The sequence below is a fragment of the Patulibacter minatonensis DSM 18081 genome (assembly GCF_000519325.1).
Lineage (GTDB): Bacteria > Actinomycetota > Thermoleophilia > Solirubrobacterales > Solirubrobacteraceae > Patulibacter > Patulibacter minatonensis.
Genome location: NZ_KI912613.1, coordinates 389,590 through 412,010, shown reverse-complemented (window position 1 = coordinate 412,010; position 22,421 = coordinate 389,590). Strand labels below are relative to the sequence as shown.

At 74.9% G+C, this 22,421-nt stretch carries 21 protein-coding genes; 11 read left to right on the top strand and 10 right to left on the bottom strand.

Annotated elements, in window-relative coordinates:
- Positions 1-100 precede the first annotated feature (100 nt).
- From PATMI_RS33660 to PATMI_RS26650, 4 genes are all read left to right on the top strand, one after another.
- Positions 101-1,003 (top strand): phosphotransferase enzyme family protein, encoded by a 903-nt coding sequence (locus PATMI_RS33660; RefSeq protein ID WP_051470942.1) that lies wholly within the window; start codon positions 101-103, stop codon positions 1,001-1,003.
- Between the two features lie 220 nt (positions 1,004-1,223).
- Positions 1,224-2,066: an aldo/keto reductase gene (locus PATMI_RS0102060; protein ID WP_026909664.1), complete on the top strand. Its 843-nt coding sequence runs from the start codon at positions 1,224-1,226 to the stop codon at positions 2,064-2,066.
- Between the two features lie 105 nt (positions 2,067-2,171).
- Positions 2,172-2,714: a hypothetical protein gene (locus tag PATMI_RS0102055; RefSeq protein WP_026909663.1), complete on the top strand. Its 543-nt coding sequence runs from the start codon at positions 2,172-2,174 to the stop codon at positions 2,712-2,714.
- A gap of 253 nt (positions 2,715-2,967) precedes the next feature.
- Positions 2,968-4,794, top strand: a complete 1,827-nt coding sequence (locus PATMI_RS26650) for an alkaline phosphatase (RefSeq protein ID WP_051470941.1) — start codon at positions 2,968-2,970, stop codon at positions 4,792-4,794.
- A 52-nt stretch (positions 4,795-4,846) separates the two neighbouring features.
- Here PATMI_RS26650 and PATMI_RS26645 read toward each other — a convergent pair whose 3' ends face one another.
- Positions 4,847-5,749, bottom strand: coding sequence for a DUF5718 family protein (locus PATMI_RS26645; RefSeq protein WP_245604051.1), 903 nt, complete (start codon positions 5,747-5,749; stop codon positions 4,847-4,849).
- 230 nt (positions 5,750-5,979) lie between these two features.
- Here PATMI_RS26645 and PATMI_RS0102040 point away from each other — a divergent pair, with 230 nt between their 5' ends.
- Positions 5,980-7,497 carry a long-chain-fatty-acid--CoA ligase gene (locus PATMI_RS0102040; protein ID WP_026909662.1) on the top strand — a complete coding sequence of 506 codons (1,518 nt, stop codon included), beginning with the start codon at positions 5,980-5,982 and terminating at the stop codon, positions 7,495-7,497.
- Between the two features lie 102 nt (positions 7,498-7,599).
- On the opposite strand, the gene PATMI_RS0102035 is transcribed toward PATMI_RS0102040, so the two are convergent.
- On the bottom strand, positions 7,600-8,214 hold the full coding sequence (locus tag PATMI_RS0102035; protein WP_026909661.1) for a hypothetical protein: 615 nt from the start codon (positions 8,212-8,214) through the stop codon (positions 7,600-7,602).
- Positions 8,215-8,513: 299 nt separating this feature from the next.
- On the opposite strand from PATMI_RS0102035, the gene PATMI_RS0102030 reads away from it, so the two are divergent.
- Entirely contained in the window at positions 8,514-9,200 is a 687-nt protein-coding gene (locus tag PATMI_RS0102030; RefSeq protein ID WP_036725086.1) for an alpha/beta hydrolase, read from the top strand.
- Positions 9,201-9,253: 53 nt separating this feature from the next.
- On the opposite strand, the gene PATMI_RS36355 is transcribed toward PATMI_RS0102030, so the two are convergent.
- The 3 genes from PATMI_RS36355 to PATMI_RS33655 form a co-directional block, all read right to left on the bottom strand.
- The gene (locus tag PATMI_RS36355; RefSeq protein ID WP_157260571.1) at positions 9,254-9,424 is read right to left on the bottom strand and encodes a hypothetical protein; all 171 of its coding nucleotides are present in this window, start codon (positions 9,422-9,424) and stop codon (positions 9,254-9,256) included.
- Positions 9,425-9,651: 227 nt separating this feature from the next.
- Positions 9,652-10,398 (bottom strand): spermidine synthase, encoded by a 747-nt coding sequence (locus PATMI_RS26635; protein ID WP_051470940.1) that lies wholly within the window; start codon positions 10,396-10,398, stop codon positions 9,652-9,654.
- A gap of 119 nt (positions 10,399-10,517) precedes the next feature.
- Positions 10,518-11,198 carry a TetR/AcrR family transcriptional regulator gene (locus PATMI_RS33655; RefSeq protein ID WP_026909659.1) on the bottom strand — a complete coding sequence of 227 codons (681 nt, stop codon included), beginning with the start codon at positions 11,196-11,198 and terminating at the stop codon, positions 10,518-10,520.
- A 272-nt stretch (positions 11,199-11,470) separates the two neighbouring features.
- Here PATMI_RS33655 and PATMI_RS0102010 point away from each other — a divergent pair, with 272 nt between their 5' ends.
- The 4 genes from PATMI_RS0102010 to PATMI_RS0101995 all read left to right on the top strand — a co-directional run bounded on the left by PATMI_RS0102010 (position 11,471) and on the right by PATMI_RS0101995 (position 14,830).
- Entirely contained in the window at positions 11,471-13,792 is a 2,322-nt protein-coding gene (locus PATMI_RS0102010) for a DUF2339 domain-containing protein (protein ID WP_026909658.1), read from the top strand.
- Positions 13,789-14,070, top strand: a complete 282-nt coding sequence (locus PATMI_RS0102005) for a hypothetical protein (protein WP_026909657.1) — start codon at positions 13,789-13,791, stop codon at positions 14,068-14,070. Before PATMI_RS0102010 ends, PATMI_RS0102005 begins: the two co-directional genes overlap by 4 nt.
- Positions 14,071-14,162: 92 nt before the next feature.
- Positions 14,163-14,423 carry a hypothetical protein gene (locus tag PATMI_RS0102000; protein ID WP_036725084.1) on the top strand — a complete coding sequence of 87 codons (261 nt, stop codon included), beginning with the start codon at positions 14,163-14,165 and terminating at the stop codon, positions 14,421-14,423.
- A 20-nt stretch (positions 14,424-14,443) separates the two neighbouring features.
- Positions 14,444-14,830, top strand: a complete 387-nt coding sequence (locus tag PATMI_RS0101995; protein WP_157260569.1) for a hypothetical protein — start codon at positions 14,444-14,446, stop codon at positions 14,828-14,830.
- 152 nt (positions 14,831-14,982) lie between these two features.
- On the opposite strand, the gene PATMI_RS26625 is transcribed toward PATMI_RS0101995, so the two are convergent.
- Positions 14,983-17,205 (bottom strand): MMPL family transporter, encoded by a 2,223-nt coding sequence (locus PATMI_RS26625; protein WP_084269493.1) that lies wholly within the window; start codon positions 17,203-17,205, stop codon positions 14,983-14,985.
- Positions 17,206-17,360: 155 nt separating this feature from the next.
- Between PATMI_RS26625 and PATMI_RS33650 the strand changes: the two genes are divergently transcribed.
- Positions 17,361-18,044: a TetR/AcrR family transcriptional regulator gene (locus PATMI_RS33650; RefSeq protein WP_051470939.1), complete on the top strand. Its 684-nt coding sequence runs from the start codon at positions 17,361-17,363 to the stop codon at positions 18,042-18,044.
- A gap of 2 nt (positions 18,045-18,046) precedes the next feature.
- Here PATMI_RS33650 and PATMI_RS0101980 read toward each other — a convergent pair whose 3' ends face one another.
- From PATMI_RS0101980 to PATMI_RS0101965, 4 genes are all read right to left on the bottom strand, one after another.
- A complete protein-coding gene (locus PATMI_RS0101980; protein WP_026909654.1) occupies positions 18,047-19,042 on the bottom strand; it encodes an SDR family NAD(P)-dependent oxidoreductase in 996 nt (331 codons plus the stop codon).
- A 6-nt stretch (positions 19,043-19,048) separates the two neighbouring features.
- Positions 19,049-19,519 carry a hypothetical protein gene (locus PATMI_RS0101975; protein ID WP_026909653.1) on the bottom strand — a complete coding sequence of 157 codons (471 nt, stop codon included), beginning with the start codon at positions 19,517-19,519 and terminating at the stop codon, positions 19,049-19,051.
- A 172-nt stretch (positions 19,520-19,691) separates the two neighbouring features.
- Positions 19,692-19,925, bottom strand: coding sequence for a twin-arginine translocase TatA/TatE family subunit (gene tatA / locus PATMI_RS26615; protein ID WP_036725083.1), 234 nt, complete (start codon positions 19,923-19,925; stop codon positions 19,692-19,694).
- A gap of 191 nt (positions 19,926-20,116) precedes the next feature.
- Positions 20,117-22,207 carry a PRC-barrel domain-containing protein gene (locus PATMI_RS0101965; protein WP_169738312.1) on the bottom strand — a complete coding sequence of 697 codons (2,091 nt, stop codon included), beginning with the start codon at positions 22,205-22,207 and terminating at the stop codon, positions 20,117-20,119.
- Positions 22,208-22,421: the final 214 nt, after the last annotated feature.

Genomic DNA, 22,421 nt, shown 5'->3' with positions numbered 1-22,421 from the left:
CCGGTCGCCGACCGGGGGATGACCCCGGTCCGACCCGGGGGTGCCGTCCGGGTGGACGGTGTATCGCGGGGTGGCGGCACCGGTCCGCCATGATCGACCGATGGACGCGCGACGCAGACCGTGGACCGCGGAGGCCGCCGCGCCGCTGGTCGCGGCTGCGGCCGGGCGCTGGGGCCTCTCCGGCGTCCCGGAGCTGCTGCGCCTCGGGACGAACGCCAGCCACCGGGTCGGCGACGCCGTCGTCCGGGTCGCGCCCGCGGGACGCGAGCGGGAGGCCGTCGAGCGGGAGCTCGCGCTCGCCCGGTTCCTCGACGGCCGCGGGTTCGACGCCGTGCGCCCGCTGGACGTCGAGCAGCCCGTCGATGTCGGCGGGCACTGGGCGACCGCGTGGGTCTGGGTGCCCCACGATCCCCCGACGGTCACGGACGGCGCGGGCTTCGGGGCGCTCATCGGCGCGTTCCACGACGTCACCGCCGACTACGACGCGCCGCTCCCCGGATGGGGCGCGCTCGAGCTGATCGCCGCGCGCATCGGCGGCCTGCACGCGAACCCGCACTTCTCGGCCGGCGAGATCGCGATGCTCGACGACGTCCGACGCGGGCTGGAGCGCCGGCTCGAGGAGCTGTCGGCGACGACCCCCGTCGGCGTCGTCCACGGCGACGCCCACCCCGGCAACGTCCTCACGGAGACCGGCACCGGGCGGACCGTGCTCGCCGACTTCGACCTCATCGGTCGCGGGCCGCGGGCGTGGGACCTCGCCCCGGCGGCCCTGCACCCCCGCCGCTACGGCGCGGACCCCGCGTGGTGGGACGCCGTCCGTGGCGGGTACGGCCGACCGGAGGACGAGTCCTGGGCCGTCTGCCTCCGGGTGCGCGAGCTCGCATCGGCCGCGTGGCTGTTCGCGGCGGAGGACCCGTCCGCACCGGCCCGGTCCGCCGAGGCCGATGTGCGTCTGCGCGCGTTCACCGGCGAGACCGACCCGCCGGTGTGGGGGCGACACTGAGCTCAGTGGAGGCGCTCGCGAGCCGACCCGGAGCTCGCCGGACGGGGACGAGGATCGGCTTGCCGGGGCGGCGGGATCGTGATCGCGTCCCGCCGCACGCCGGCGCGGGAGAACGCCAGGACCCCGGTCCGCAGGGTGCGCGCGGGACGTTCGGGTATCCGTTCGGGGTCAGCGTCGTCGGGCAGTGCCGGCGGCGAAGCCCGAGAAAGGACCCCCACGCATGCCGCAGGTCACCGACGTCCCCGTCATCACGCTGAACAACGGCGTCGCGATCCCGCAGCTGGGGTTCGGCACGTGGCAGATCCCCGAGGAGGACACCCAGGGCATCGTCGAGCACGCGATCGCCACCGGGTACCGCCACATCGACACCGCCGCCGCGTACCAGAACGAGGCCCAGGTCGGAGCGGCCCTGCAGGCCTCCGGTGTCCCGCGCGACGAGCTGTTCGTCACCACGAAGCTCTGGAACGCGAACCACGGCCGGGACAAGACGCTGAAGGCGTTCGACGTGAGCATGGAGAAGCTCGGCCTCGACGTCCTCGACCTCTACCTCATCCACTGGCCGCTGCCCGACCAGGACGACTACGTCGAGACCTGGAAGGCGCTCGAGGAGCTCCTCGAGAGCGGCCGGACCCGCGCGATCGGCGTCTCGAACTTCCAGCGGCCCCACCTGGAGCGCCTGTTCGCGGAGTCGGACGTCGTCCCCGCCGTCAACCAGATCGAGCTGCACCCGCTGCTGACCCAGGTCGACCTGAAGGCGTTCCACGCCGAGAAGGACATCCACACCGAGGCCTGGAGCCCGCTGGCCCAGGGCGGCGACCTCCTGAAGGACGACACGATCGCCGGCATCGCCGAGCGCGTCGGCAAGTCCCCCGCCCAGACCATCCTGCGCTGGCAGCTGCAGGAGGGGAACATCATCTTCCCCAAGTCGGTCACCGCCTCCCGCGTCGAGGAGAACTTCGACGTCTTCGACTTCGAGCTGACGCCGGAGGACCTGGCCCAGATCACCGGGCTGAACCAGGACGAGCGCCAGGGTCCGGACCCGGACACGTTCCACGTGACCTGAGGGACGCCGGGGCCTCGGTCGTGGCGCCCCGGCGCTGATCGGGCGCCTTCCAACGTCTCAGGACGTTCACCCGGGCGCCGGCGGCAGCTGCGATCTTCGGCGCTCGTGGCCGATCCGCACCACAGCCGCCGGTGGCCGGCGGCCCTCGGCGCCGCGGCGGGAGGGCTCCTCCTGACCGGGGCGCTGCACGCCTCGGCCCCCCGGCTCGCCGCCGACGGTGTGGCGGGCGAGCTCCTGCACCTCGCGCCCGCCGTCCTGGTCGCCGCCCTGTACCTGCTGCTGGCGCGACTGGCCGGGCGCGCACCGCGGACGCGGACGCTCCTCGCGGTCCTCGTCGTCGCCGGCGTCGGGCCGGAGCTCCTGGCGGCCGTCCGCGAGAGCGCGACGCACGGCCACGACGACGGGCTGGCGCACCTGCTCCACGCCGCGCCGCCCGTGCTCGCGCTGCTCGGCCCGGCGGTCGTGGCGGCGATCGGGATCTCCTGGATCCTCGCGCTCGCCTGCCGACCCGGGACGCCGCTGCGGCGTCCCGCGTCGCGAACGGACGTCGCCTCCCGCCCCGGTCGTGCCTTCGACCTCCCGCGCCCGGGCCCCGCCCGCGCCGGTCGCTCGGCCGGACGGGCACCACCGCACCCGCTCGCGGTCTGACGCGGCCGCCCGGCTCCCGCCGGGACCACGTCCCACCCCTCCGAAGACGACCCGCCCGCCGACGGCCCCGCACGGCGCGACTGCCCCTGCCCGGCCCCGCCGGTCCGGGGACCCGGGCGCCGCGGCGGCCCCGCGCCGGGCGGCCGGCGCCCGTACCCGTGGCCGGCATCCCCGGCCCGCGGCCGGCGCCCCGGTCGACGACCGGTCGTCGACCACCGACCTCCCCGAACCACGACCACGACGAAAGACCCTCATGCAGCTCCCCAAGACCCGCGGCGCGCTCGTCGCGACCGCCGCGGCGGCCGTCGCCCTGGCCGGCGGCGCGACCGCGCTGGCCGTCTCACCCTCCGGCGACGGCGACCACTCCGCCACGCTCGCCGAGCAGATCGACCCGGCGAAGCCGAAGAACGTCATCCTGCTGATCGGCGACGGCACCGACGAGGCGATCATCACCGCCGCGCGCAACTACGAGAAGGGCGCGGACGGCGCGTTCGCGGGCCTCGACGAGCTGCCGTTCGTCGGCGACATGACGACGCACGGGCTGAAGGTCGGCAAGAAGGCCAACGGGCAGTACCCGTTCGCGTACGTCTCCGACTCCGCCCCGACCGCCTCGGGTTGGTCGACCGGCCGCAAGACCGTCGACGGCCGCCTCTCGCAGGGCCCGTCCGAGACCGCCGCCACGCCCGGCGAGGACTACGAGACCGTCCTCGAGAAGTTCAAGAAGGACGGCAAGCGCGTCGGCAACATCACGACCTCCGCGTTGACCGACGCGACGCCGGCGGCCGCGGGCTCGCACGTCAACGCGCGGACCTGCCAGGGCCCCGAGGACATGGCGGCCTGCCTGCCCGCGAAGAAGTCCGCCGCCGGCAAGGGCTCGGTCGCCGAGCAGCTCGTCGACAACAAGATCGACGTGCTGATGGGCGGCGGCCGCAACCGCTTCGTCCAGACGACCGACGCCGGCGGCACGGTGCTCGACCGCGCGAAGACCACGCACGGCTACCGCGACATCGGCACCAAGGCGCAGCTCGACGCCGTGACCTCGCTGAAGGACGGCCCGGTGCTCGGCCTGTTCTCCGGCGGCACGCAGGCGGACCCGAAGTCGACCACCGGCGAGAACATGCTGCCGTACTACAAGCCGCTCGTCGCGACGGCCGCCGGTGCGGGCGGTGCGACCACGAAGTGCGAGGTCGAGACCCGCGACACCCAGCCGCGCCTCGGCGACATGACGCAGAAGGCCATCGACCTGCTGAAGCAGGACAACGACAAGGGCTTCTTCCTGCAGGTCGAGTCGGCGATGGTCGACAAGCAGGAGCACGCCTCGGACGTCTGCGGCGCGATCGGGGACCTCGCGGAGCTCGACCGCTCCGTGCAGATCGCGCTGGAGTTCCAGAAGACGAACCCCGACACGCTGATCATCGTCACGGGCGACCACTCGCACTCGACGCAGATCGTCGGCGGCACCAGCGGCGGCAAGGCGACCGCGACGGTCCAGACGGTCGACGGCGATCCGATGACGATCGGCTACTCGACGGCCAACCCCGGCAGCTCGCAGGGCCACACCGGCTCGCAGATCCGCGTCGCCGCCAAGGGGCCGCAGGCCGCGAACGTCAACGGCTTCATCGACCAGACGGACCTCTACGACATCATGCTCGGCCAGGCGCCGAGCACGCTGCCGGCCGGCCCGACGCAGACGGTCACGACGCCCGCCACCACGGTGACGGTCCCCGGCCCGACGACGACCGTCGCCGGACCGACGACCACCGTCCCCGGCCCGGCCCCGGCCGTGAAGCTCGCCGCCGGGATCGCCGCGCCGAGCACGCTGACGAACCGCGCCGCCCGCAAGGGCGTCCCCGTCTCGCTGGTCGCGACGAAGGCCGCGACGGCGAAGGTGACGCTGAAATCCGGAAGCCGCACGCTGTCGACCGCGACAGTGAAGCTGTCCGCGAACGCCCCGAAGGCCGCGCGCCTGTCGGGCACGAAGATCGCGAAGGGTCGCTCGACGACGCTGAGCCTGAGCGTCGTCGTGACGGCGGGCTCCGAGAAGACGACCCGCACCGCACGGGTCACCGTCACGCGCTGAGCGCGACGGGCGGACCGGTGACCGGCGTGGAGCCGGTCGCCGGGCCGGGCGGTCAGCCCGCGACGACCTCCTGGCGCAGCACCGACGCGCCGGCGAGGGTCGACGTGTCGTCGGCGGCGACCGCGGCGAGGACCTGCTCCGGGGTGCTGGCCGCGCCGTCGTAGACCACGACGGTGGAGACGTCGCCCTCGCGGAGGAACGTCGTCTCGCCGTACTCGGTGTAGCGGGTGGCGCCGATGCCGACGAGGAGCAGCTCGGGGCGTCCGGCGCGGAGCAGGGCCCCGACGTCCTCCAGCGGCGTCCCGTCGCCGCCCTCCTGGTGCGCGAGGCGCTCGACCATCCAGTCGACGAGCTGCGCGCCGTAGTACGAGTACGCCGGCAGCGGGCTGTCCTGGCCGTAGGGGTGCGTCTCGCCGTCGCGGCGCAGGAAGCTCGCCAGGCGGAACTCGCGGGTGGCGCCCTCGGGGTCGAGGTCCTCGACGGCGAAGAGCTCGGCCGCCACGCCCTTGGAGCCCGCGCCCCAGTTCTTCTTCTGGCTGATCTTCGTCGCGCCGGGGCGGCGGATCGAGCAGTCGTTGAACGCGCCGAGGGCGAACGGCTCGAGGGCGGCGACGGCGCCGTCGCTGCCGTAGACCGCGCGGAAGAGCACGCCGACCTCGGGCTCGAGCTGCAGGTTCGCGGGCTCGTCCTGGACGGGCAGCGGCGTGCGGTCGGACGACAGCGGGAAGGCCCCGAGGAACGTGTCGCCACCCGGGACGTAGAAGGGGAAGATGCCCTTCGGGGCGCCCTGCTCGGCGACGACGCCGACGAAGTCCGAGGCCTCGCCGGCCTGCTCCAGGTGCCCGGCGAAGTTGCCGGCGACCCCGAAGCCGAACGCGCCGCGCAGCTGCTCCAGGTCGGTGCGGATCGGCGGTCGGCCGTCGGTGGCGCTGGTCGGATCGGGCGTGCTCGTCACGGGGGACCTCCGGTGGTCGGGGCCCGGGCGGTCGGGCCGGGGCCGAGGATAGTCGTGGTCGGCGGGGGCGGCGTGCGAGTGGCAAGGCGCCACGTCGGCGTGGACGGCGTCCTCCCGCGTGTGCGCCCGGCACATCGGTCCTCCCCGCGCGTCGATGCAGCACCCAAGCGGTTCGCGACCCCCGGTACGAACCGCGTGCACGGACCCGTCCCGGGTGGCAGGATGGCTCCATGGCCGACTCCTCGAACGCGAACCTCGCGACGCTCCTGACCACCACCGCGGCGAAGTTCCCGGAGCGGGTCGCGATCCGGCTGGACGACGCCGCGGTGCCGTACGCGGCGCTCGAGGCCGGCAGCCAGCGCGTCGCGGGCCTGCTGAAGGACCTGGGGGTCGAGCCCGGCGACCGCGTCGGGATCATGCTGCCCAACACGCCGCACTTCCCGCTCGCGTACTACGGGGCGCTGCGCCTGGGCGCGGTCGTCGTGCCCATGAACCCGCTGCTCTCCAAGCGCGAGGTCGCGTACTACCTCGACGACTCCGGCGCGAAGCTGCTCCTGGCCTGGCACGGGTTCGCCGAGTCCGCGCAGGGCGGTGCCGAGCAGGCCGAGATCGACGCGCAGGTGCTCCTGATCGAGCCGGAGGACATCGGGAAGCGCGTGGGCGAGGCGACGCCGATCGAGGAAGTCGCGCACAAGGACGGCGACGACACCGCGGTCGTCCTCTACACGTCGGGCACCACCGGCCGGCCGAAGGGCGCCGAGCTCACGCACCACAGCATCGGCTCCAACGTGCAGGCGTCGCTCGGGCTGTTCAACCCGACGGAGGAGGACGTCTTCTTCGGCGGCCTGCCGTTCTTCCACGTCTTCGGCCAGACCTGCACGCTGAACGTGTCGGTCGCCACCGGCTCCGAGGTCACGCTGCTGCCCCGGTTCGACCCGACGCAGGCGCTCGAGGTCGTCCAGCGCGACGGGGTCACGATCTTCATGGGCGTGCCGACGATGCACGGCGCGATCCTGCACCACCCCGAGCGCGACGAGTTCGACACGAGCTCGCTGCGGCTGTTCGTGTCCGGCGGCTCGGCGCTCCCGGTCGAGGTCCTCAAGGGCATCAAGGAGGCCTTCGGCTCGCCGATCCTCGAGGGCTATGGCCTGTCGGAGACCTCGCCGGTCGCGTCGTTCAGCCGGGTCGACCTGCCGCTGAAGCCGGGCTCGATCGGCGTCGCGGTCGACGACGTGCAGCTGCGGCTCGTGAACGACGACGGCGAGGTCGTCGGCGTCGGCGAGGTCGGCGAGCTCCAGGTCAGGGGCCCGAACGTCATGAAGGGCTACTGGAAGAACCCGGAGGCCACGGCGAAGGCGATCTCCGAGGACGGCTGGTTCTCCACGGGCGACATGGCGAAGGTCGACGAGGACGACTTCTACTTCATCGTCGACCGCAAGAAGGACCTCATCATCCGCGGCGGCTACAACGTCTACCCGCGCGAGATCGAGGAGGTCCTCTACGAGCATCCCGCCGTCGCCGAGGCCGCCGTGATCGGCGTCCCGCACGAGGAGCTCGGCGAGGAGATCGCCGCCGCCGTCGGGCTGAAGGACGGCCAGTCGGTGACGCCCGACGAGCTGCAGGAGTACGTCAAGGGCCAGGTCGCCGCGTACAAGTACCCGCGCCACGTGTGGATCGTCGACGCGCTCCCGAAGGGGCCGACGGGCAAGATCCTCAAGCGCGAGATCGAGGTCCCGGAGCAGGTCTGACCGGCTCGGCGTCGGCCGCGGACGGTCGGCGCCCGGCGGGGCCGCAGCGCCCCGGTGGGGGCTGCGGTGTCGCGCCGGCCGGGCCGGCGCGACACCCGTCGGCTACGGCGCGGCGCGGAAGGTCACGCCCTCCAGCGAGTAGTAGAAGTTGCTGCCCTTGACCGGCGCGACCGAGCCGTCCGGCGAGATGCGGAGCTCCGAGAGGATCGGCGTGTCGCCGGCGGAGGTCACGAGCGGCGCGAAGTACTTCGTGATGTCGGGTCGGTAGCCCGCCGGCAGGACGAACGCGGTCGTGTTCAGCGTGCCCGACGTCATCAGGCCCTCCAGGTGGACGACGCCGAAGGGGTCCTTGTAGTACTTCGCGAAGCTGCCGACCCAGCCGTTGGTGAAGCCGGTGATGGTCGTCGGGGCCTCGACGGCCGGGGGCGCGCCGGGCGCGCCGGTGTCGCCCTTGGCCCCGGTGTCGCCCTTCGCGCCCGTGTCGCCCTTCGGGCCGGCCGGGCCTGCGGCGCCCGCTGCTCCCGTGGCCCCGGTCGCGCCCTTCGGGAGCTGGCCCGTCTTGAAGTCCTTGGTCAGGAGGGAGCCGTCCTTGACCTTCGCGCTGGTGACGGCCGAGCTCTTGATCTGCTTGCTGCCGACGCTGTTCTTCGGGAGCGAGACCGCGGCGTAGCTGGTGCCGCCCAGGGCGACGAACAACGCGGTGAGGCCGACGGCCATCGATGGTGAGGGCCTGCTGATGCGGGGCATGGGTGCCTTCCGGTGGTGCGCCGCCCCGACGGCGGCGCGAGTACCGCGACGTTCGTCCTCGTGTGCGGTGTCCGCATCCAGGTGGCCACCCGCATCTTTGGGCGCCGCGGCGCCCTGATGGCGCATCGCGCCCTGCCCGCCGGGCGCCCGGGCCGTCCGGGTCGGGTCGTGGCGGCGCGCTCCGCCGGGGGTTCCGCACCCTCGCCGACGGGGGCAGCCCGCGACGCGCTACGCTAGTTGCGTAAACAACTACCTGAACGGTTTCGATCGTGCCCGACTCCCAGACCCCGCAGCTCGTCTTCCGCGAGCGCCCCGCCGCCGGCGACCCCGACGGCCTCCTGGTCCTCCATCACGGGCGCGGTGCGGACGAGCACGACCTCGTCGGCCTCGCCGACGTCCTCGACCCGGAGCGGCGCCTCCACGTCGTCACCCCCGGGGCGCCGCTGCGGGTCCAGGGCTGGCCGGGGAAGCACTGGTACGTGGTCCCGCGCGTCGGCTACCCCGACCCCGACTCGTTCGCGGGCAGCTTCCGGGCGCTCGCCGCGTTCCACGACGCGCTCTGGGAGCGCACGGGCGTCGCGCCGGAGCGGACGATCCTGGGTGGCTTCTCGATGGGCTCGGTGATGAGCCACGCGACCGGGCTCGGGCCGCTCGCGGCCGACGGCGGGTTGCCGGCGCGCCCGGTCGTCGCGGGTGTGCTCGGGATGTCCGGCTTCGTCCCGACGGTCGGAGGCTGGGCGCCGGACCTGGCGCCGCGGAGCGCGACGCGGGTGCTGAACGCCCACGGGCACGGGGACCCGGTCATCGGGTTCGACTTCGCGGTCGCGGCACGGGAGCTCGTGACCTCCGGTGGGCTCGACCTGACGGTCCTCGACCACGACGGCGGGCACCACATCGCCCCGGAGCACGTCCCGGCGATCGCCGCCTGGATCGCGGAGACGCTGCCGCCGCGCTGACGGCCGGCGCGCGTGGCGCCGGCGCCGGGCGCGCCGGCCGACCGGGGTCGCCGTCAGCCGGCCTCCTGGCCCGCGATCCCCAGCTCGTCCGCCAGCGGCTCGAGCGCGTCGACGATCGTCGTGATCAGCTCGGCGAGGTCGACGCCGATCTCCTCGGCGCCCTGCGTCACGTCGTCGCGGTCGACCGCCGCGGCGAAGGACGCGGTCTTCAGCTTCTTGCGCACCGACTTCGGGTTCAGGCCGTGGATGCCCTGCGGCCGGACCTTCGCGCACGCCGTGATGAACCCGCTGAGCTCGGCTCCTGCACCCAGGACTCCAGGAGCTCGAGGGCCTCGTCACGGGGGATCGCTCGCGGCATGGCTCATTCCTAGCGGACCGGGGACCCGGGCCCGCCCGCCGCGCGGTGGGCCCGTCGCGGTCGGCGGGCCGGCGTCGGCTCCCGGCCTGCCGCTCAGCCCCAGCCGGCGAGCCGCTCGGCCGGCACGATCTCGGCCGGGTGGGCGCCGCCCGCGATCCGGCGGGCGAGCGCCTCGCGGGGGAGGGGCGCGTCGGAGGCGAGGAAGAGGACGTTGCCGGCGTGCCGACCGCGGACGACGTCCCGTCCACCGAACGCGAGGACATGGGCGAAGGCGCCGCGGAGGTGCGACGCCTGCTCGGCGGCGAACGGCCACGGGGGCTGGTCCACCGTGTTGAGGAGGTACCGCCCGCCGGGACGGAGCACCCGCGCGACCTGCGCCGCGAAGGCCGCGGTGGCCATCGGCTCCGGGGTCTCGGTGCCGACGAAGGCGTCGCCGAGGACGAGGTCGAACGCGTCGTCCGCGCCCTCCCCGACGACGCGGCGCCCGTCCGCCTGCAGCACCTTCAGGCCCGGGCCGCGGCGCAGCCGGAGGTGCTTCTCGGCGAGCCGGACGACCGCGCCGGAGCGTTCGACGACCGTCTGCCGGACCCCGGGGCGGGTGCTGGCGAGGAACCGGGGGAGGCTGAACGCGCCGCCGCCGAGGTGCAGGACGTCGGCCTCCGCGCCGCGCGGCACGAGCACCTCGAGCGCCGCGCCGATCCGGGCGACGTAGTCCAGCTCCAGGTGCGTCGGATCGTCGAGATCGACGTAGCCGTGGGCGAGCCCGTCGATGAGGAGGAGGCGGCCGCCGGGGCGCGCGCGGTCGGGCTGCAGCTCGAGGACGCCGACCCCCGACTCCACGCGGACGGGATCGACGGGCCGGGTGCCCCGGGTGCTCCGGCGCCGCGCCACCGATCAGGCGCCGGCGGCGCGGGCGTCCGCGTGCCGGGACGGGCCCGCGACGGGGCGGCGGGCCACGCTCAGCCGGCCAGGTCGCCGACGGGGTCGGCCTCGAGCAGCTTCGCCGCGGCCGTCTCGTCGCCCGCCGCCAGGATCGCGCCGGCGAGCGTGCCGAGGAGCTGCTCGACGAGCGCCTCGCGGGTCGGGGCGCCGAGGTCCAGGCGCACGAGGATCGCGCCGTCGATGAACAGCAGCCAGCCGTGGAGCGCGGCGCGGAGTGCCGGCGGGGCCGCGTGGACGTCGGGGTGCCCGAGCGAGTCGGCGATCCGCGCGACCGTGTCGTTGCGGACGCCGGCGAGGATCTCCCGCACCCCCGGCTCGGCCGCCGCGGCGGTCAGCAGGCGGCGGAACGCCAGCGGGCGCTCGTCGATCCACTCGAGGTAGGCGCCGAGCGCCTCGACCGCGGCGTCGCCCAGCGGGATGTCCTGTCGCGGGCGGACCTTGCCGGCGAGCTCCTCCGTCGCCGCCGACACGGTCGCGAGGAAGAACGCCTGCTTCGTGGGGAAGTAGTGGTAGAGCAGCGGCTTGGAGACGCCGGCCGCCTTGGCGATCTTCGACATCGTCAGATCGCCGTACTCGTGCTCGGTGAACAGCGCGGTGCCGCGCTCCAGGAGCTCCGCGCGACGGTCGTCGACGGTCATGCGGCGGTACGACCGCGCGCCCTTCGTGCGGGCGGCCTGGTCCTTGCGGGGCAGGGGCACCCGACGAGGATAGCGCTGTCGACCCGTGGTCGACAGAACGACCCCGCAGGACGGCCGAATCCTGTCGACCGCGGGTCGACGAACGCACGTCTTCTTGTCGACCTCCGGTCGACGCGAAACGCCGTCGGGGACGGCGATTCCGTGTCGACCGGAGGTCAGGAGCTTGTAGACCCGAGGTCAAGAAGTGTTGACTCTTGGTCAGCAGCGTTGCTACGGTCGCTCCTGACCGGGGGTCGACAGGGCCCCGAAGATCGTCCCGAAGAGGCCGTACCGTGTCCCGCACCGCCACCCCCGAAGCCCCGAGCGTCCCGCCGGACGTGATCGCCGACCTCCAGCGACGGCTCAGCCGCGTGGAGGCCTACGTCGGCGTCCCGACCGCGGGCTCCCAGCCCCGCCGACCGGCCCCGGAGCCGCGGCCCGAGCCCCGACCCGTCGCGCGGCCGACCGTCGTCGAGCGCGTCGACGGGCCGCTCGTCGCCCCACGCCCCGTCGAGGCCCCACCCGCTCCGGTCCGCGTCCGGCTCGACGAGGCCCTCGTCGGCGGCCGGCTGCTCGCCTGGGCCGGCGGCGCCGCGCTGCTGTTCGCGCTCGGGACCCTCTTCTGGCTCGGCGTCCGCGACGGCTGGCTGAGCGAGCCGCTGCGCTGCCTGCTCGGCGCCGCCGCCTCGGTCGGACTGCTCGCCGCCGGCCTGCGGAACGCCCGGAACGGGGTCGCCCGCGAGGCCTCCTGGGCGATGGCGGGCACCGGCCTGGCCGGGCTCTACGCCACGGTCGCCGTGTCGACCGCGACCTACGAGCTCGTCCCGACGCTCCTCGGCCTGCCGGCCCTCGCGGCGCTCGGCGTCGCATCCGCGGCCCTCGCGCTCCGCTGGGACGCCCCGCCGCTGGCCGGCATCGGCCTGCTCGGCGCGCTCGCGGCGCCGATCATCGCGCCGGTCGACGGCCTGGTCCTGCCGGTCGTCGTCCTCGCCATGGCCGCCACGGGCCTGCTGCTGCGCCACCGTCCCTGGACGTGGCTCGCCGCCGCCGCCACGGCGCTCGCGCTGCCGCAGATCGCCTGGCACGTCGTCGTCCTGCTCGACGACCTGCAGTCGACCGACCCGTCCTCCGGGACGCTCGTCGCCCCGGGCGTCGCGATCCTCGCGACCCTCGGCGCCGGCTTGGCGATGGTCGCCGGCTGGGAGCTCCGCAACCCGGAGGCCCGTGAGCGCTGGACCATGCCGCTGCTGCTCGTCGTCCACGCCGGCGCCGCCGCGGCGCTGGCGGGCGGCTACGCGCTCGTCGACCGGCCCGCCGCGGCGGTCGTGACCCTCGTCCTCGCGGCGGGGCTGCTCGCCGGCTCCGCCCTGCGGGTCCGGCGCAGCGCCCGCACCGCGACGCCGGTCGAGCTCGTCCTCCTCTCGACGTCGGTCCTGATCCTCGACCTCGGCTTCGCGATCGCCGCGTCCGGCCTGCTGCAGCTGCTCGGCTGGGCCGTCACCGCCGTCGGTTTCGCGCTCCTGGCCCGCCACGCCGCCCGCCAGCAGATGCCGGTCCTGATCGGCGGCCTCGGACTGCACGCCGGCCTGGCGCTGATCGAGACCGCGGGCGCCTACGGCCAAGGGCCCGACAGCTTCGTCGTCGCCTGCGCCGTCCTGGCCGCCGTCTGCGGCGTGTCCGCCCGCGTCATCGCGCCCCGCAGCGAGGACGCCCGGATGATCCTCGACCTGTCGGCGCTCGCTGTCGCCTTCGTCTGGACCGCCGTGACGCTCGACGGCGTCGACCTGTCGCTCGTCCTCGCCGCGCAGGCCGCCGGGCTGCTGCTGCTCGACCGCCGCGCCCCGGACCTCGTGGCCCGCGGTGCCGGCCTCGCCGTGCTCGCGATCTCGGCGGCGATCGCGCTGCTCCACGACGAGGGTGCGCCGGCCCAGGCCACCTGGGACGTCGTCCCGGCGGGCACGGTCGGCGACCTCGTCCTGCCGATCCTGGCCGTCGCCGCGGCCGCGGCGGTCGGGGCCTTCGCGCTCCGCGGCGCGCACACGCTGGTCCTCCACGCGTTCGACGCCGACGCAGGCGGCCCGGGCGACGCGAACACCGACGAGCGCGACGCGGCGACCGACACGGACGCCGACGAGGAGACGGGTCCGCGCCCGCTGGGCCCCGGACTCCGGACCACGCTCGTCGCGACCGCCGGCGGCGCCCTGCTGCTGGCCTCCTCGATCCTCGCGGGCCACGTCGCCGGCGCCCTCGGCGGCGGTGCGGACGCCTCGGCGGTCGCCCGCGACGTGCTCTGGGCCACGACCGGACTCGGCCTCCTCGCCGCCGGCCTGGTCCGCGCCGAGGCGCCGGTCCGCATGGTCGGGCTCTCGTTCCTCGCGGGCATCGGCGTGAAGATCGCCCTGATCGACCTCGCCGACGTCGACACCGCCGGCCGCGTCGTCGCGTGGGCCGTCCTCGGCGCGCTGCTCCTCGTCGGTGCGGGCCTCTACGCGCGGCTGAAGCCCACCTCCTCCGAGGACGTCGGCGACCACGGACCGTCGGTCGACGACCTCCGGTCCGCAGGCGCATCGGCCGACGTCGCGCGCTTCTCCGACCGCACCGGGAGCATCCGATGACCGGGGTGGTGCCCGCGGCGGCGGGCCTCGCGGCTGCATCCCCGGTCGTCGCGAGCACGGGCACGGCGCTCGGGACCCTCGCGGTCGGAGCGGTCCTCGTGGTCCTTGCGCTGGCGATCGCCGCGATCGGCGTCCGGGCCGCCCGGCACGGCCTGTGGTTCTCGCCGCTCGTGCTCTGCGTCGCCGCCGCGAGCGTCGGCTTCGTCGCCCTGCTGGTCGTGCTGCTCGGCGTCGGCGCGCTCGACGGCCTGCCGGGCGGGGACGGGGGCGTGTCGTGACCGGTCTGGACACCGGGGCACCCCGGAGCCCGCGCGAGTGGCGGGAGCGTGGTGCGCACGCTGCGTCGAGCGGGCGGTGGGACGCCGTGCGCGTGCTCTACGCCGCCACCGCGCTGGTCGTCGTGGCTGCCCTCGTGTTCGCGCTCCTCGGGACGTGGTTCCCGGGGGAGCCCGCGGACCCGGACGGCGTGTGCGGTGGACCGGGTGCGACCGGCTGCACCCGCGCGCAGGACTGGCCGTTCATCGCGGTGGTCCTCGGTGGGCCGCTGGCCGCCGTGCTGCTCCTCTGTGCGGTGACCGCCCACGTCCTCCGGGCCGTGTCCGGGTGGTTCGCGACGCGCGGGGGCCGGTGATGCCCGGTCGCCTGGCGTCGATGATCGCCGCATCCCTCGCGGTGGGGTGGTCGACCTGCGCCGCCTGGGTCGCGTGGATCGTCGGCGGGCTGGCGTGCGACGAGTCGTGCGGTGGTCCGGCCGCCGCGTGGACGGATTCGGCGGACGCGTGGCAGTGGACCGCGATCGTCGCCCTGGGCGTCGCGCTGCTCGTGCTGTCGATCGTCCTGTGGTGGGCGGCGAAGTCGGGGCGGCCCGCCGTCGCGTGGCCCGCGGCGATCACGTGGATCGCCTGCGGAGTCGCGCTCGTGCTCCTCATGAGCGTCGCTCACGACAACGGCCCGACGCTCCGGAACCTGCTGCTGCTGGGCATCGCGTGCGTCGTCACCGCCGCGACGTTCACGGCGCCGGAGCGCGAGGCGACGTAGCGCGACGATCCCGTCGGGGGCCGGGTCCTGGCGCTCCGCGGGGCCGTCGCGCCCCGGTGCGGAACGACCGCGACCCGGCCTGAGCCGGGTCGCGGTGCTGCGTGGGGGTCGAGCCCCGCTTGCGGAGCCCGGGTGTCGGCCCGACCGGGCGCTCAGTCGCCCGCGGCCACCGCGTGCTCCCGCTGGGGCTGCGGCGCCTCGAAGCCCTGGAGCGGCTCGCCCTTCGGGTCCTCGTTCTTGACCAGGTGCCCCTCGAGCGACACGTTCGGGAGGATCCGGTCCAGCCACTTCGGCAGCCACCAGGCCTTCTCGCCGAGCAGGAGCACGACCGCCGGGGCGACGACGAGCCGGACGATCAGCACGTCGACGAGGATCGCCACGCCGAGCCCGACGCCGAACATCTTGGCGATCACGTCGTCCGCCGTGGCGAAGAACAGGAACACCGACGCCATCACGAGGCCGGCCACGAGGATCACCTTGCCGATCCGGGAGAGGCCGATGATCACCGCCTGCCGGGGCTTCTCGCCCTCGTGGTGGGCCTCCTGGATGCGGGAGAGCAGGAAGACGTTGTAGTCCATGCTCAGCCCGAAGAGGATCGCGAACAGCATCACCGGCAGGAACGAGATGATCGGCACCCCGTTCTCGACCCCGATCAGGCTCGACCCGAAGCCCTGCTGGAAGACCGCGACGACCGCGCCGTAGGCCGCGCCGACCGACAACAGGTTGAAGACGGCGGACACCAGCGGGATCCAGAGCGAGCGGAAGGCCGCGATCAGGAGGATCACCGACAGCCCGATCACGAGCGCGATGAACAGCGGGATGCGGCTGGCGACCTTGTCGGAGAAGTCCTCGAACCCGGCCGTCTGTCCGCCGACGTAGACCTTCAGCTCCGTGCCCTTCGTCGCCTGCGGCAGCACGTCGTCGCGGAGCGTCGAGAGGAGGTCGCTGGTCTTCTGGTCCTGCGGCGCGGTCGTCGGGACGGCGCCGATCGTGGCGATCTCGCCGTCGGGGCTCGTCACGGCGGGGGACGCGGACGCCACGCCCGGCGTCTTCTTGACGTCCGACGCGATCTTCGCGAGCTGGTCCTTGAGGGCCGGGTCGTTCTTGTTCCCGATGTCGACGGCGAGGAGGAACGTGCCGTTGGACCCCTTGCCGAACGCCTTCGCCTGTGCGTCGTAGGCGATCCGCTGCGTCTTGTCGGCGCCCTTGTTGCCGTCGTCGGGCTGACCGAGGCGCATCTGCGTCAGCGGCGCGGCGAAGACGAGCAGGATCACGACGCCGGCGCCGATCGACAGCCACGGGCGACGGGTGATCCTCTCGCCCCAGCGGGCGAAGAACGGCGACGGCTGGACGTGCTCGATCTTCCGCGGGCGCAGCTTCTCGCCCCACGCGCCGAGCATGCCCGGCAGCACGAACAGCGCGGCGAGGACGACGGCGAGGACGCCGAGCGCGGTGCCGAGACCCATGGCGCCGATCAGCGGGATGCCGGTGGCGTAGAGGCCGAGGATCGCGACGATGACGATCGCGCCGGCGGCCACGACGGACGCGCCGGAGGTCGCCGCCGCCTTCGCCGCCGCGTCGCGTTTGGAGTCGCCCGCCGCGAGCTGCTCCCGGTATCTGCCGACGATCAGGAGCGCGTAGTCGATGCCGGCGCCGAGGCCGAGCATCAGGGCGATCTGGCTCGCGAAGCTCGGCAGTCCGAGCGGCTTGGCCAGTGCGGCGATCAGCACCTGGCCGAAGATCACCCCGGCGACCGCGCCGAGCAGCGTGGCGCCCATCGCGGCCTTCGAGCCGAACAGGACCGTCAGGAGGACCATCGCGATGGCGACGCCCGCGAGCTCACCGACCGGGAAGCTCTCTTCGGCCGCGAGGTCCACCACCTGGCCACGCGAGGAGATCTGGACGGCTGGGTCCTTCACCGTCTTCAGCGCGTCCTCGAGCTTCGTGCCGTCCTTCTTGTCGAGCTTGATCGCCTCGACGTCGTACTGCACCTTCGCCTGGGCGATCGTGCCGTCCTTCGACACCAGGCCGCCCTTGGCGAACGGCGAGTCGGCCTTCGCGACGTGATCGACCTTGCGGACCGCGGCGAGGGTCTTCTCGATGTCGGCGCGGGCCTTCGGGTCGGTCAGCTTGCCCGACTTCGCCTGGAAGACGACGTCGGCGTCGGCACCGGCGAGGTTCGCCTGGCCGTGCGCCTGGAAGAGGTCGATCGCCTTCTGCGACTCGGCGCCGGGGATCTTGTTGTTGTCGGCCGACGGGCCGCCGGCGACGCCGGAGGCGACGCCGAGGAGGACGAGCACCAGGAACGCGACACCGAGCGTTCGCTTCCAGTGGTGGATCAGGGAGCGCGAATAGCGCGCCAACAGGGAGGACATGGGGGCTCCTGAACGGGTCGGTCCGGCGCAGGGGGACCGGCGCCGCGTCGCAAGATAGCACCGCCACTGCAAAATTGCATGTCTTGCAGAAATGCAGGAAGCGCGAACTTGCGGCTCCTGCAGCATGACCGTGTGACAGGCGCTACTGTCACGGCATGGTGAACGGCACCGCGACCGCGGCGGGTTCGACTCCCGAGCCCGGGCTCCGCGAGCGCAAGAAGCAGCGAACGCGCGAGACGATCGCCCGTGCCGCGCTCGAGCTCTTCGACCGGGACGGCTTCCACGAGACGACGATCCCCGCGATCGCCGCCGCGGCCGACGTCTCGCCGCGCACCGTGTCGGCGTACTTCCCGGCGAAGGAGGACCTCGTCTTCCCGGACCAGGAGGACTCGTTCGCCCGCCTGGCCGACCGCCTGCGCTCCCGGACGACGGCGGAGACGACCGCCGACGCGCTGCGCGGATGGATCCGCACCGAGCTGCCGCGCTGGGCGGAGCGCGACGCCGAGATGCGGATGCAGCGCCGGGTGGTCGACTCCGACGACGGGCTGAAGGCGGTCGAGCAGCGGTTCCGCGCGTTCGGCGAGGAGCTGATCGCCGCCTCGATCGCGGAGGACCTGGGCGCGTCGCCGGACGACCTCGAGCCGCGGATGGCGGCCGCGGCGACCTTCGCGATCTTCGGCATCCTCGGCGCGGAGCACGACACGAAGGGCCAGATGTCGAAGGCCGCGGTCTGCGAGGCGCCGGGCGAGCCCGTGGTCCTGCAGCTCCTCGACCGCGCGCTGCGGTTCGTCGACGCCGGGATCCGGTCGCTGCAGGGCGACGCGCCGGGCGTCGACTGACGCTACGCCGGGACAGCGACCTCGACGCCCGCCAGCTCGGCGCACGTCTCCCAGATCCGCCGGCGTGCGTCCGGGGTCTCGTGCGTCCACGGGCCGTAGTGGGTCGGGCGCTCGCTGCGGTCGTGCCAGAAGCCGCCCGAGTCCCTGAGCGCCCCGTCGGCCGCGGCGAGCCAGACGATCGTGTCCGCACCCTCGGCGGACGAGCGCAGCACCCGCTTCGTCACGCGGTGGAAGCCGGGGAGGGACTCCTCGACGCCGGGGGTGTCCGCCCAGCCCGGGTGCATCGTGTGGACGACGACCCCGGTGCCGGCCAGCCGCTGTGCCCACTGCTCGTTCAGCACCACCTGCGCCCGCTTGTTGCGCGCGTAGACGGCGGCGGGCGAGTACTTCCGGTGCGCGTGCTGCGGGTCCTCCGCGTCGAGCTTCTGGCCGTACATGCCGCCCGAGGAGACCGTGATGACGCGGGTCGGCGCGTCGGCCTTCAGGCGCGGCTCGAGCAGCGCGGTGAGGAGGAACGGCCCGAGGACGTTCGTCGCGAACGCCAGCTCGAACCCCTCGTCCGTGACCGTCCGTTCCGCGGGCATCGCCCCGGCGTTGTGGATCAGGACGTCGATGTGGGGCTCGCGCTCCTCGAGCGTGGCGACGGCCTCCCGCACCGACCGCAGCGACGAGACGTCGCAGCGGACGACCGCGAGGTCGGCGGTGCGGGACGCGTCGGCGGCGTGGACGGCGGCGGCGATCCGCTCCCGGGTCGCGGCCGCCTTGTCGACGTTGCGGGCGAGGAGCACGACGCGGGCGCCCAGCAGCGCGAGATCGAGCGCCGCGGCCTCGCCGATCCCGGAGGTCGGGCCGGTGATCAGGACGGTCCGACCCTCCATCCGCGGCAGCTCCGACGGCCAGGTCGGCAACCGCCGGCGGACGGCGAGGCCGAGCCGGGTGTAGCCGGGGGCGATCGTCCGGTCCAGCAGCGTGTCGATCGGGCCGGCGAGGCGGAGCATCTCCTGTCAGGTACCCGGCGGAGGGGTCGCGGGCACGGGCAGGGCGGTCGGAGGCCCCTGCGGTCCGCCGGCGGGAGCGGGGCGCGACGTCCCGTCGAGCGCCGCGACGGCGACGTCGACGGGGACGCCCACCTTCGCCGCCAGGGCCGCGGCGTAGGCCGCGCGCTCCCGCGCGCGCTCGGCGGCGGAGCGGACCGCCGGGCGGGCACCGACGAGGTCCGACGCCGGCCGTTCGGCGCGGAGCTCGCGCAGGACCACGGCGAGGTGCCGGTCGCTGACGCCCAGGGCGCCGGCGAGCGTCCGAGCGTGGTGGACGTGGGCGTTCGCGTGGTCGCGCGGCGCGCTCTGGAGCGTGGTCCTGGCGCCGCGCTCGCCGGCGTCGCCGTCGGTGTCGGCGGCGGCGCTCGTCACGAACGACCCGCCGGCCAGCGTGGTCAGCGTGGCCAGGAGCGCGGTGATCCTGCGGTGTACGGGCATGGGGCCTCCCGGGTCGGGTCGCCGTGCGCTGGGGGGCGCGGGCGCCTGACGACGCTAGGGGCCGCCGGTGAGGGGACGCTGAGCCCGGGCTAAGAGGGCCGTTTCGGGCCCGCAGAGCCGCGCTTCAGCGATGGCGCCCCGGCGCTCGCGGGGCGCGGGGCGTCGCCGGGACTCAGTCCTCGGTGCGCGCCGGGGCGGCGGTCGCCTCGGTCGGCGCGGGCGTCGGCTCGGCGCTCGCGCGGCGGACCTGGGGCTCGTCGTCGTGGCCGTCGAGCGACGACTTGAAGCTCTTCAGGCCCTCGCCGAGCGACTTGCCGACCTCGGGCAGGCGCTTCGGCCCGAGCACGAGCAGCGCGATGACGAGCAGGACGATGATGTGTGTGGGCTGCAGCAGTCCGGATCCCATGGGTGCCTCCGAGAGGGTCTGCGCCGCGGCGCGGCGCCGGCGCCGGGTGGCGCGTCTCGACCTCAGGGTACGACGCCTCGGGGGCATCAGATGCGTGTACGGGGCAACCTGGCGCGTCGGGGGTGGTCCGTCCATCCGGCGGTGCCTCGGCGGGGGTGGGGCGCCGTCGTCGGCGCCCCACCGGGAGTCGCTCAGTCCTTGCGGCCGCGGCGCGCGCGGAGGATCCCGCGGGCGACGCGGAACCCGAGGCCGGCGGCGCCGATCGCCAGGCCGACCGGGCGGAAGGACGTCCCGCCGTCCTGCTCCTGCGCCCCGGGCGTCGTCCCGCCGGCCGGGGCGTCCCGCGGCGCGGACGTCGCGGCGCGCGGTGTCGCGGTGGCCGCGGGCTCCGGGGCCGGCTCGGGCTCCTCGGCCTGGTCCGGCTCGGGCTCGGGGTCCGTCGCCGGCTCCGGCTCGGATTCGGACTCGGGGTCCGGTGTCACGTCCGGCTCGGACTCGGACTCGGACTCGGGGTCCGGTATCTCGTCCGGCTCGGGCTCCGGCGTGCCGGTCCCGTCGTCGGCCGCGGAGGCGTCGGAGTCCTCGGGCTCCTCGGGCTCCTCGGCGACCTCGGGCTCCTCGTCCGCCGGTGCGGGATCCGTGCCCGTCTCGTCGCGCTCGAGGGCCTCGATCGGCTCCGGTCCTCCCGCGGTCTCCTCGGGCTCCTCCTCCTCCGGGTCCTCGTCGGGCTCGATCGCCTCGATCGGCTCGGGCGCCGGGCTCGCGTCGGACTCGTCCGCCGCGCCGTCGGGCGCGGGGGTGCCGGTCACGGGCTCGTCGTCGGTCCCGTCGTCCGCGGCCGGGGAGTCCGCGCCGGGGTCGCGACCCACGAGAGCGGCGAGGATCGGGTCCTCGTCGGCCGCCTCGGGGACCTCGGGCGTCCCGTCGGACGGCATGTCCGCCGCGTGCGGGGTCTCCGTGGGCTCGCCGGACGTCTCGTCCGCCGGCGGGGCGGGGGCGTCGGAGGACGCGTCACCGCGCGACGGCAGGAGGTCCGGGAACCCCGGCGTCGCGGAACCGGCCGGCTCGTCCGGGGCGGCCGGGTCGTCCGTGCCGGTGGACGGCGGGTCGGCGTCGGTCGTCCCGGTGCTCCACGAATCGTCGTCGGCGGGATCGTCGTCGGCGTCCGGGCCGGCGGCCGCGCCGGGCGGGTCGAACGACGAGGACGCGATGCCCGGGGCGGGTGCGTCGTCGTCGCCCGTGGGCTCGTCCTCCAGCGCCGGGTCGACGGACGCGACCTCGGGTTCGGCGGCCGGCGTCTCGGCCTCGGCGGCCGGCTCCTCGACCTCGGCGGCGGGCGCCTCGGGGGCCGTCGGTTCGGTCGCGGGCTCGCGGGGCGGGGCCTCGGGGACGGCGGTCCGCCGCTCGAGCGCGGGTTCCGAGCGTCCGAGGGCCGAGGCGCCGTGCGCCCCGGCGAACAGGTCGTTCGGGTCCAGGGGCGCCGTGGCCGCCGCCTCGTCGTCCGAGGGTGCCCCGGTCGCCGACGCCGCTGCAGGCTCGGGCTCCGGTTCGGGCTCGGGCTCGGGGTCCGGCTCCGGGGCGCGCTCGGGTTCTGCCTCCGGCGCGGGTTCCGCTTCGGGCTCGGTCGCCGCGGCCACCGGGACGGCCACCGGTGCGTCGGCCGTGACCGGCGCGTCGGCCGTGGGCGGGACCTCGTCCGCAGGCGCGTCGTCCTCCGGCGGAGCCGTCGCGACCGCGGCCACCGGGGTGTCGGCGTCCGTGGGGGAGGCGCCCGCGTCCACGTCGTCGGCGGGATCCTCGGGCTCGGCGGAGGGGTCCGCCGGCGCGGGATCGGCCGGCGCGGTCGACGCGGGGGCGTCCGCCGGCGCGGCGTCCGGCTCGTCCTCGGCGGTGTCGTCCGGGGCGTCCTCGGCCACCGCCGACCCCGGCGCGTCGTCGGCGATCGCCGACGGGGCCGCCGCCGCGGCCTCGGCCGGCGGCGCGTAGTGGTCGAGCAGCGCGCGCTCCTCCTGGAGCGACATCTCGCCGTCCCCGCCGACGTCGGGCGCCGACTCGACCTGGTCGACGGTGAACGGGACCTCGACGGTCTTCTTCACCGCCCGCGCGCGGTCGATCGGGATCAGGCGCGTGGTCCCGCCGAACCGGCCGGTCTTCACGGTCGCCCACGCGGCCTCGCCGGTGCGTTCGTCCGCGAAGACGTCCTGGACCACGCCGATGCGCGCGCCCGCGCGATCGACCATCTTCCGGCCCGGCCAGTCGACCACCTGCGATTCCTGCGGCAACGTGCTGCTCCTCGATGCGTTCCGCCCCACACGGCGGACGTTTCGGCCGACCCTATCCGGCGCGAGAAGCGCTGTGCGGACGGTGCACGACCGCTCCCACCCGGGTCGAGCGGGCCGTCGGCGACCGTCGCGCCGGGGCCCCTCGAGGCATGGCCCTCTACGATGGGCCACGGTGTGACGGGAAGCCTGGTCGTCGACACACGTCGTCGACCCC

Bases quoted from the DNA above. Each gene is read 5' to 3' on its own strand.
- PATMI_RS33660 (WP_051470942.1), top strand. From the start codon at position 101: ATGGACGCGCGACGCAGACCGTGGACCGCGGAGGCCGCCGCGCCGCTG.
- PATMI_RS0102060 (WP_026909664.1), top strand. From the start codon at position 1,224: ATGCCGCAGGTCACCGACGTCCCCGTCATCACGCTGAACAACGGCGTC.
- PATMI_RS26650 (WP_051470941.1), top strand. From the start codon at position 2,968: ATGCAGCTCCCCAAGACCCGCGGCGCGCTCGTCGCGACCGCCGCGGCG.
- PATMI_RS0102040 (WP_026909662.1), top strand. From the start codon at position 5,980: ATGGCCGACTCCTCGAACGCGAACCTCGCGACGCTCCTGACCACCACC.
- PATMI_RS0102035 (WP_026909661.1), bottom strand. From the start codon at position 8,214: ATGGCCGTCGGCCTCACCGCGTTGTTCGTCGCCCTGGGCGGCACCAGC.
- PATMI_RS0102005 (WP_026909657.1), top strand. From the start codon at position 13,789: ATGACCGGGGTGGTGCCCGCGGCGGCGGGCCTCGCGGCTGCATCCCCG.
- PATMI_RS0101995 (WP_157260569.1), top strand. From the start codon at position 14,444: ATGATCGCCGCATCCCTCGCGGTGGGGTGGTCGACCTGCGCCGCCTGG.
- PATMI_RS26625 (WP_084269493.1), bottom strand. From the start codon at position 17,205: ATGTCCTCCCTGTTGGCGCGCTATTCGCGCTCCCTGATCCACCACTGG.
- PATMI_RS33650 (WP_051470939.1), top strand. From the start codon at position 17,361: ATGGTGAACGGCACCGCGACCGCGGCGGGTTCGACTCCCGAGCCCGGG.
- PATMI_RS0101980 (WP_026909654.1), bottom strand. From the start codon at position 19,042: ATGCTCCGCCTCGCCGGCCCGATCGACACGCTGCTGGACCGGACGATC.
- PATMI_RS0101975 (WP_026909653.1), bottom strand. From the start codon at position 19,519: ATGCCCGTACACCGCAGGATCACCGCGCTCCTGGCCACGCTGACCACG.
- tatA (WP_036725083.1), bottom strand. From the start codon at position 19,925: ATGGGATCCGGACTGCTGCAGCCCACACACATCATCGTCCTGCTCGTC.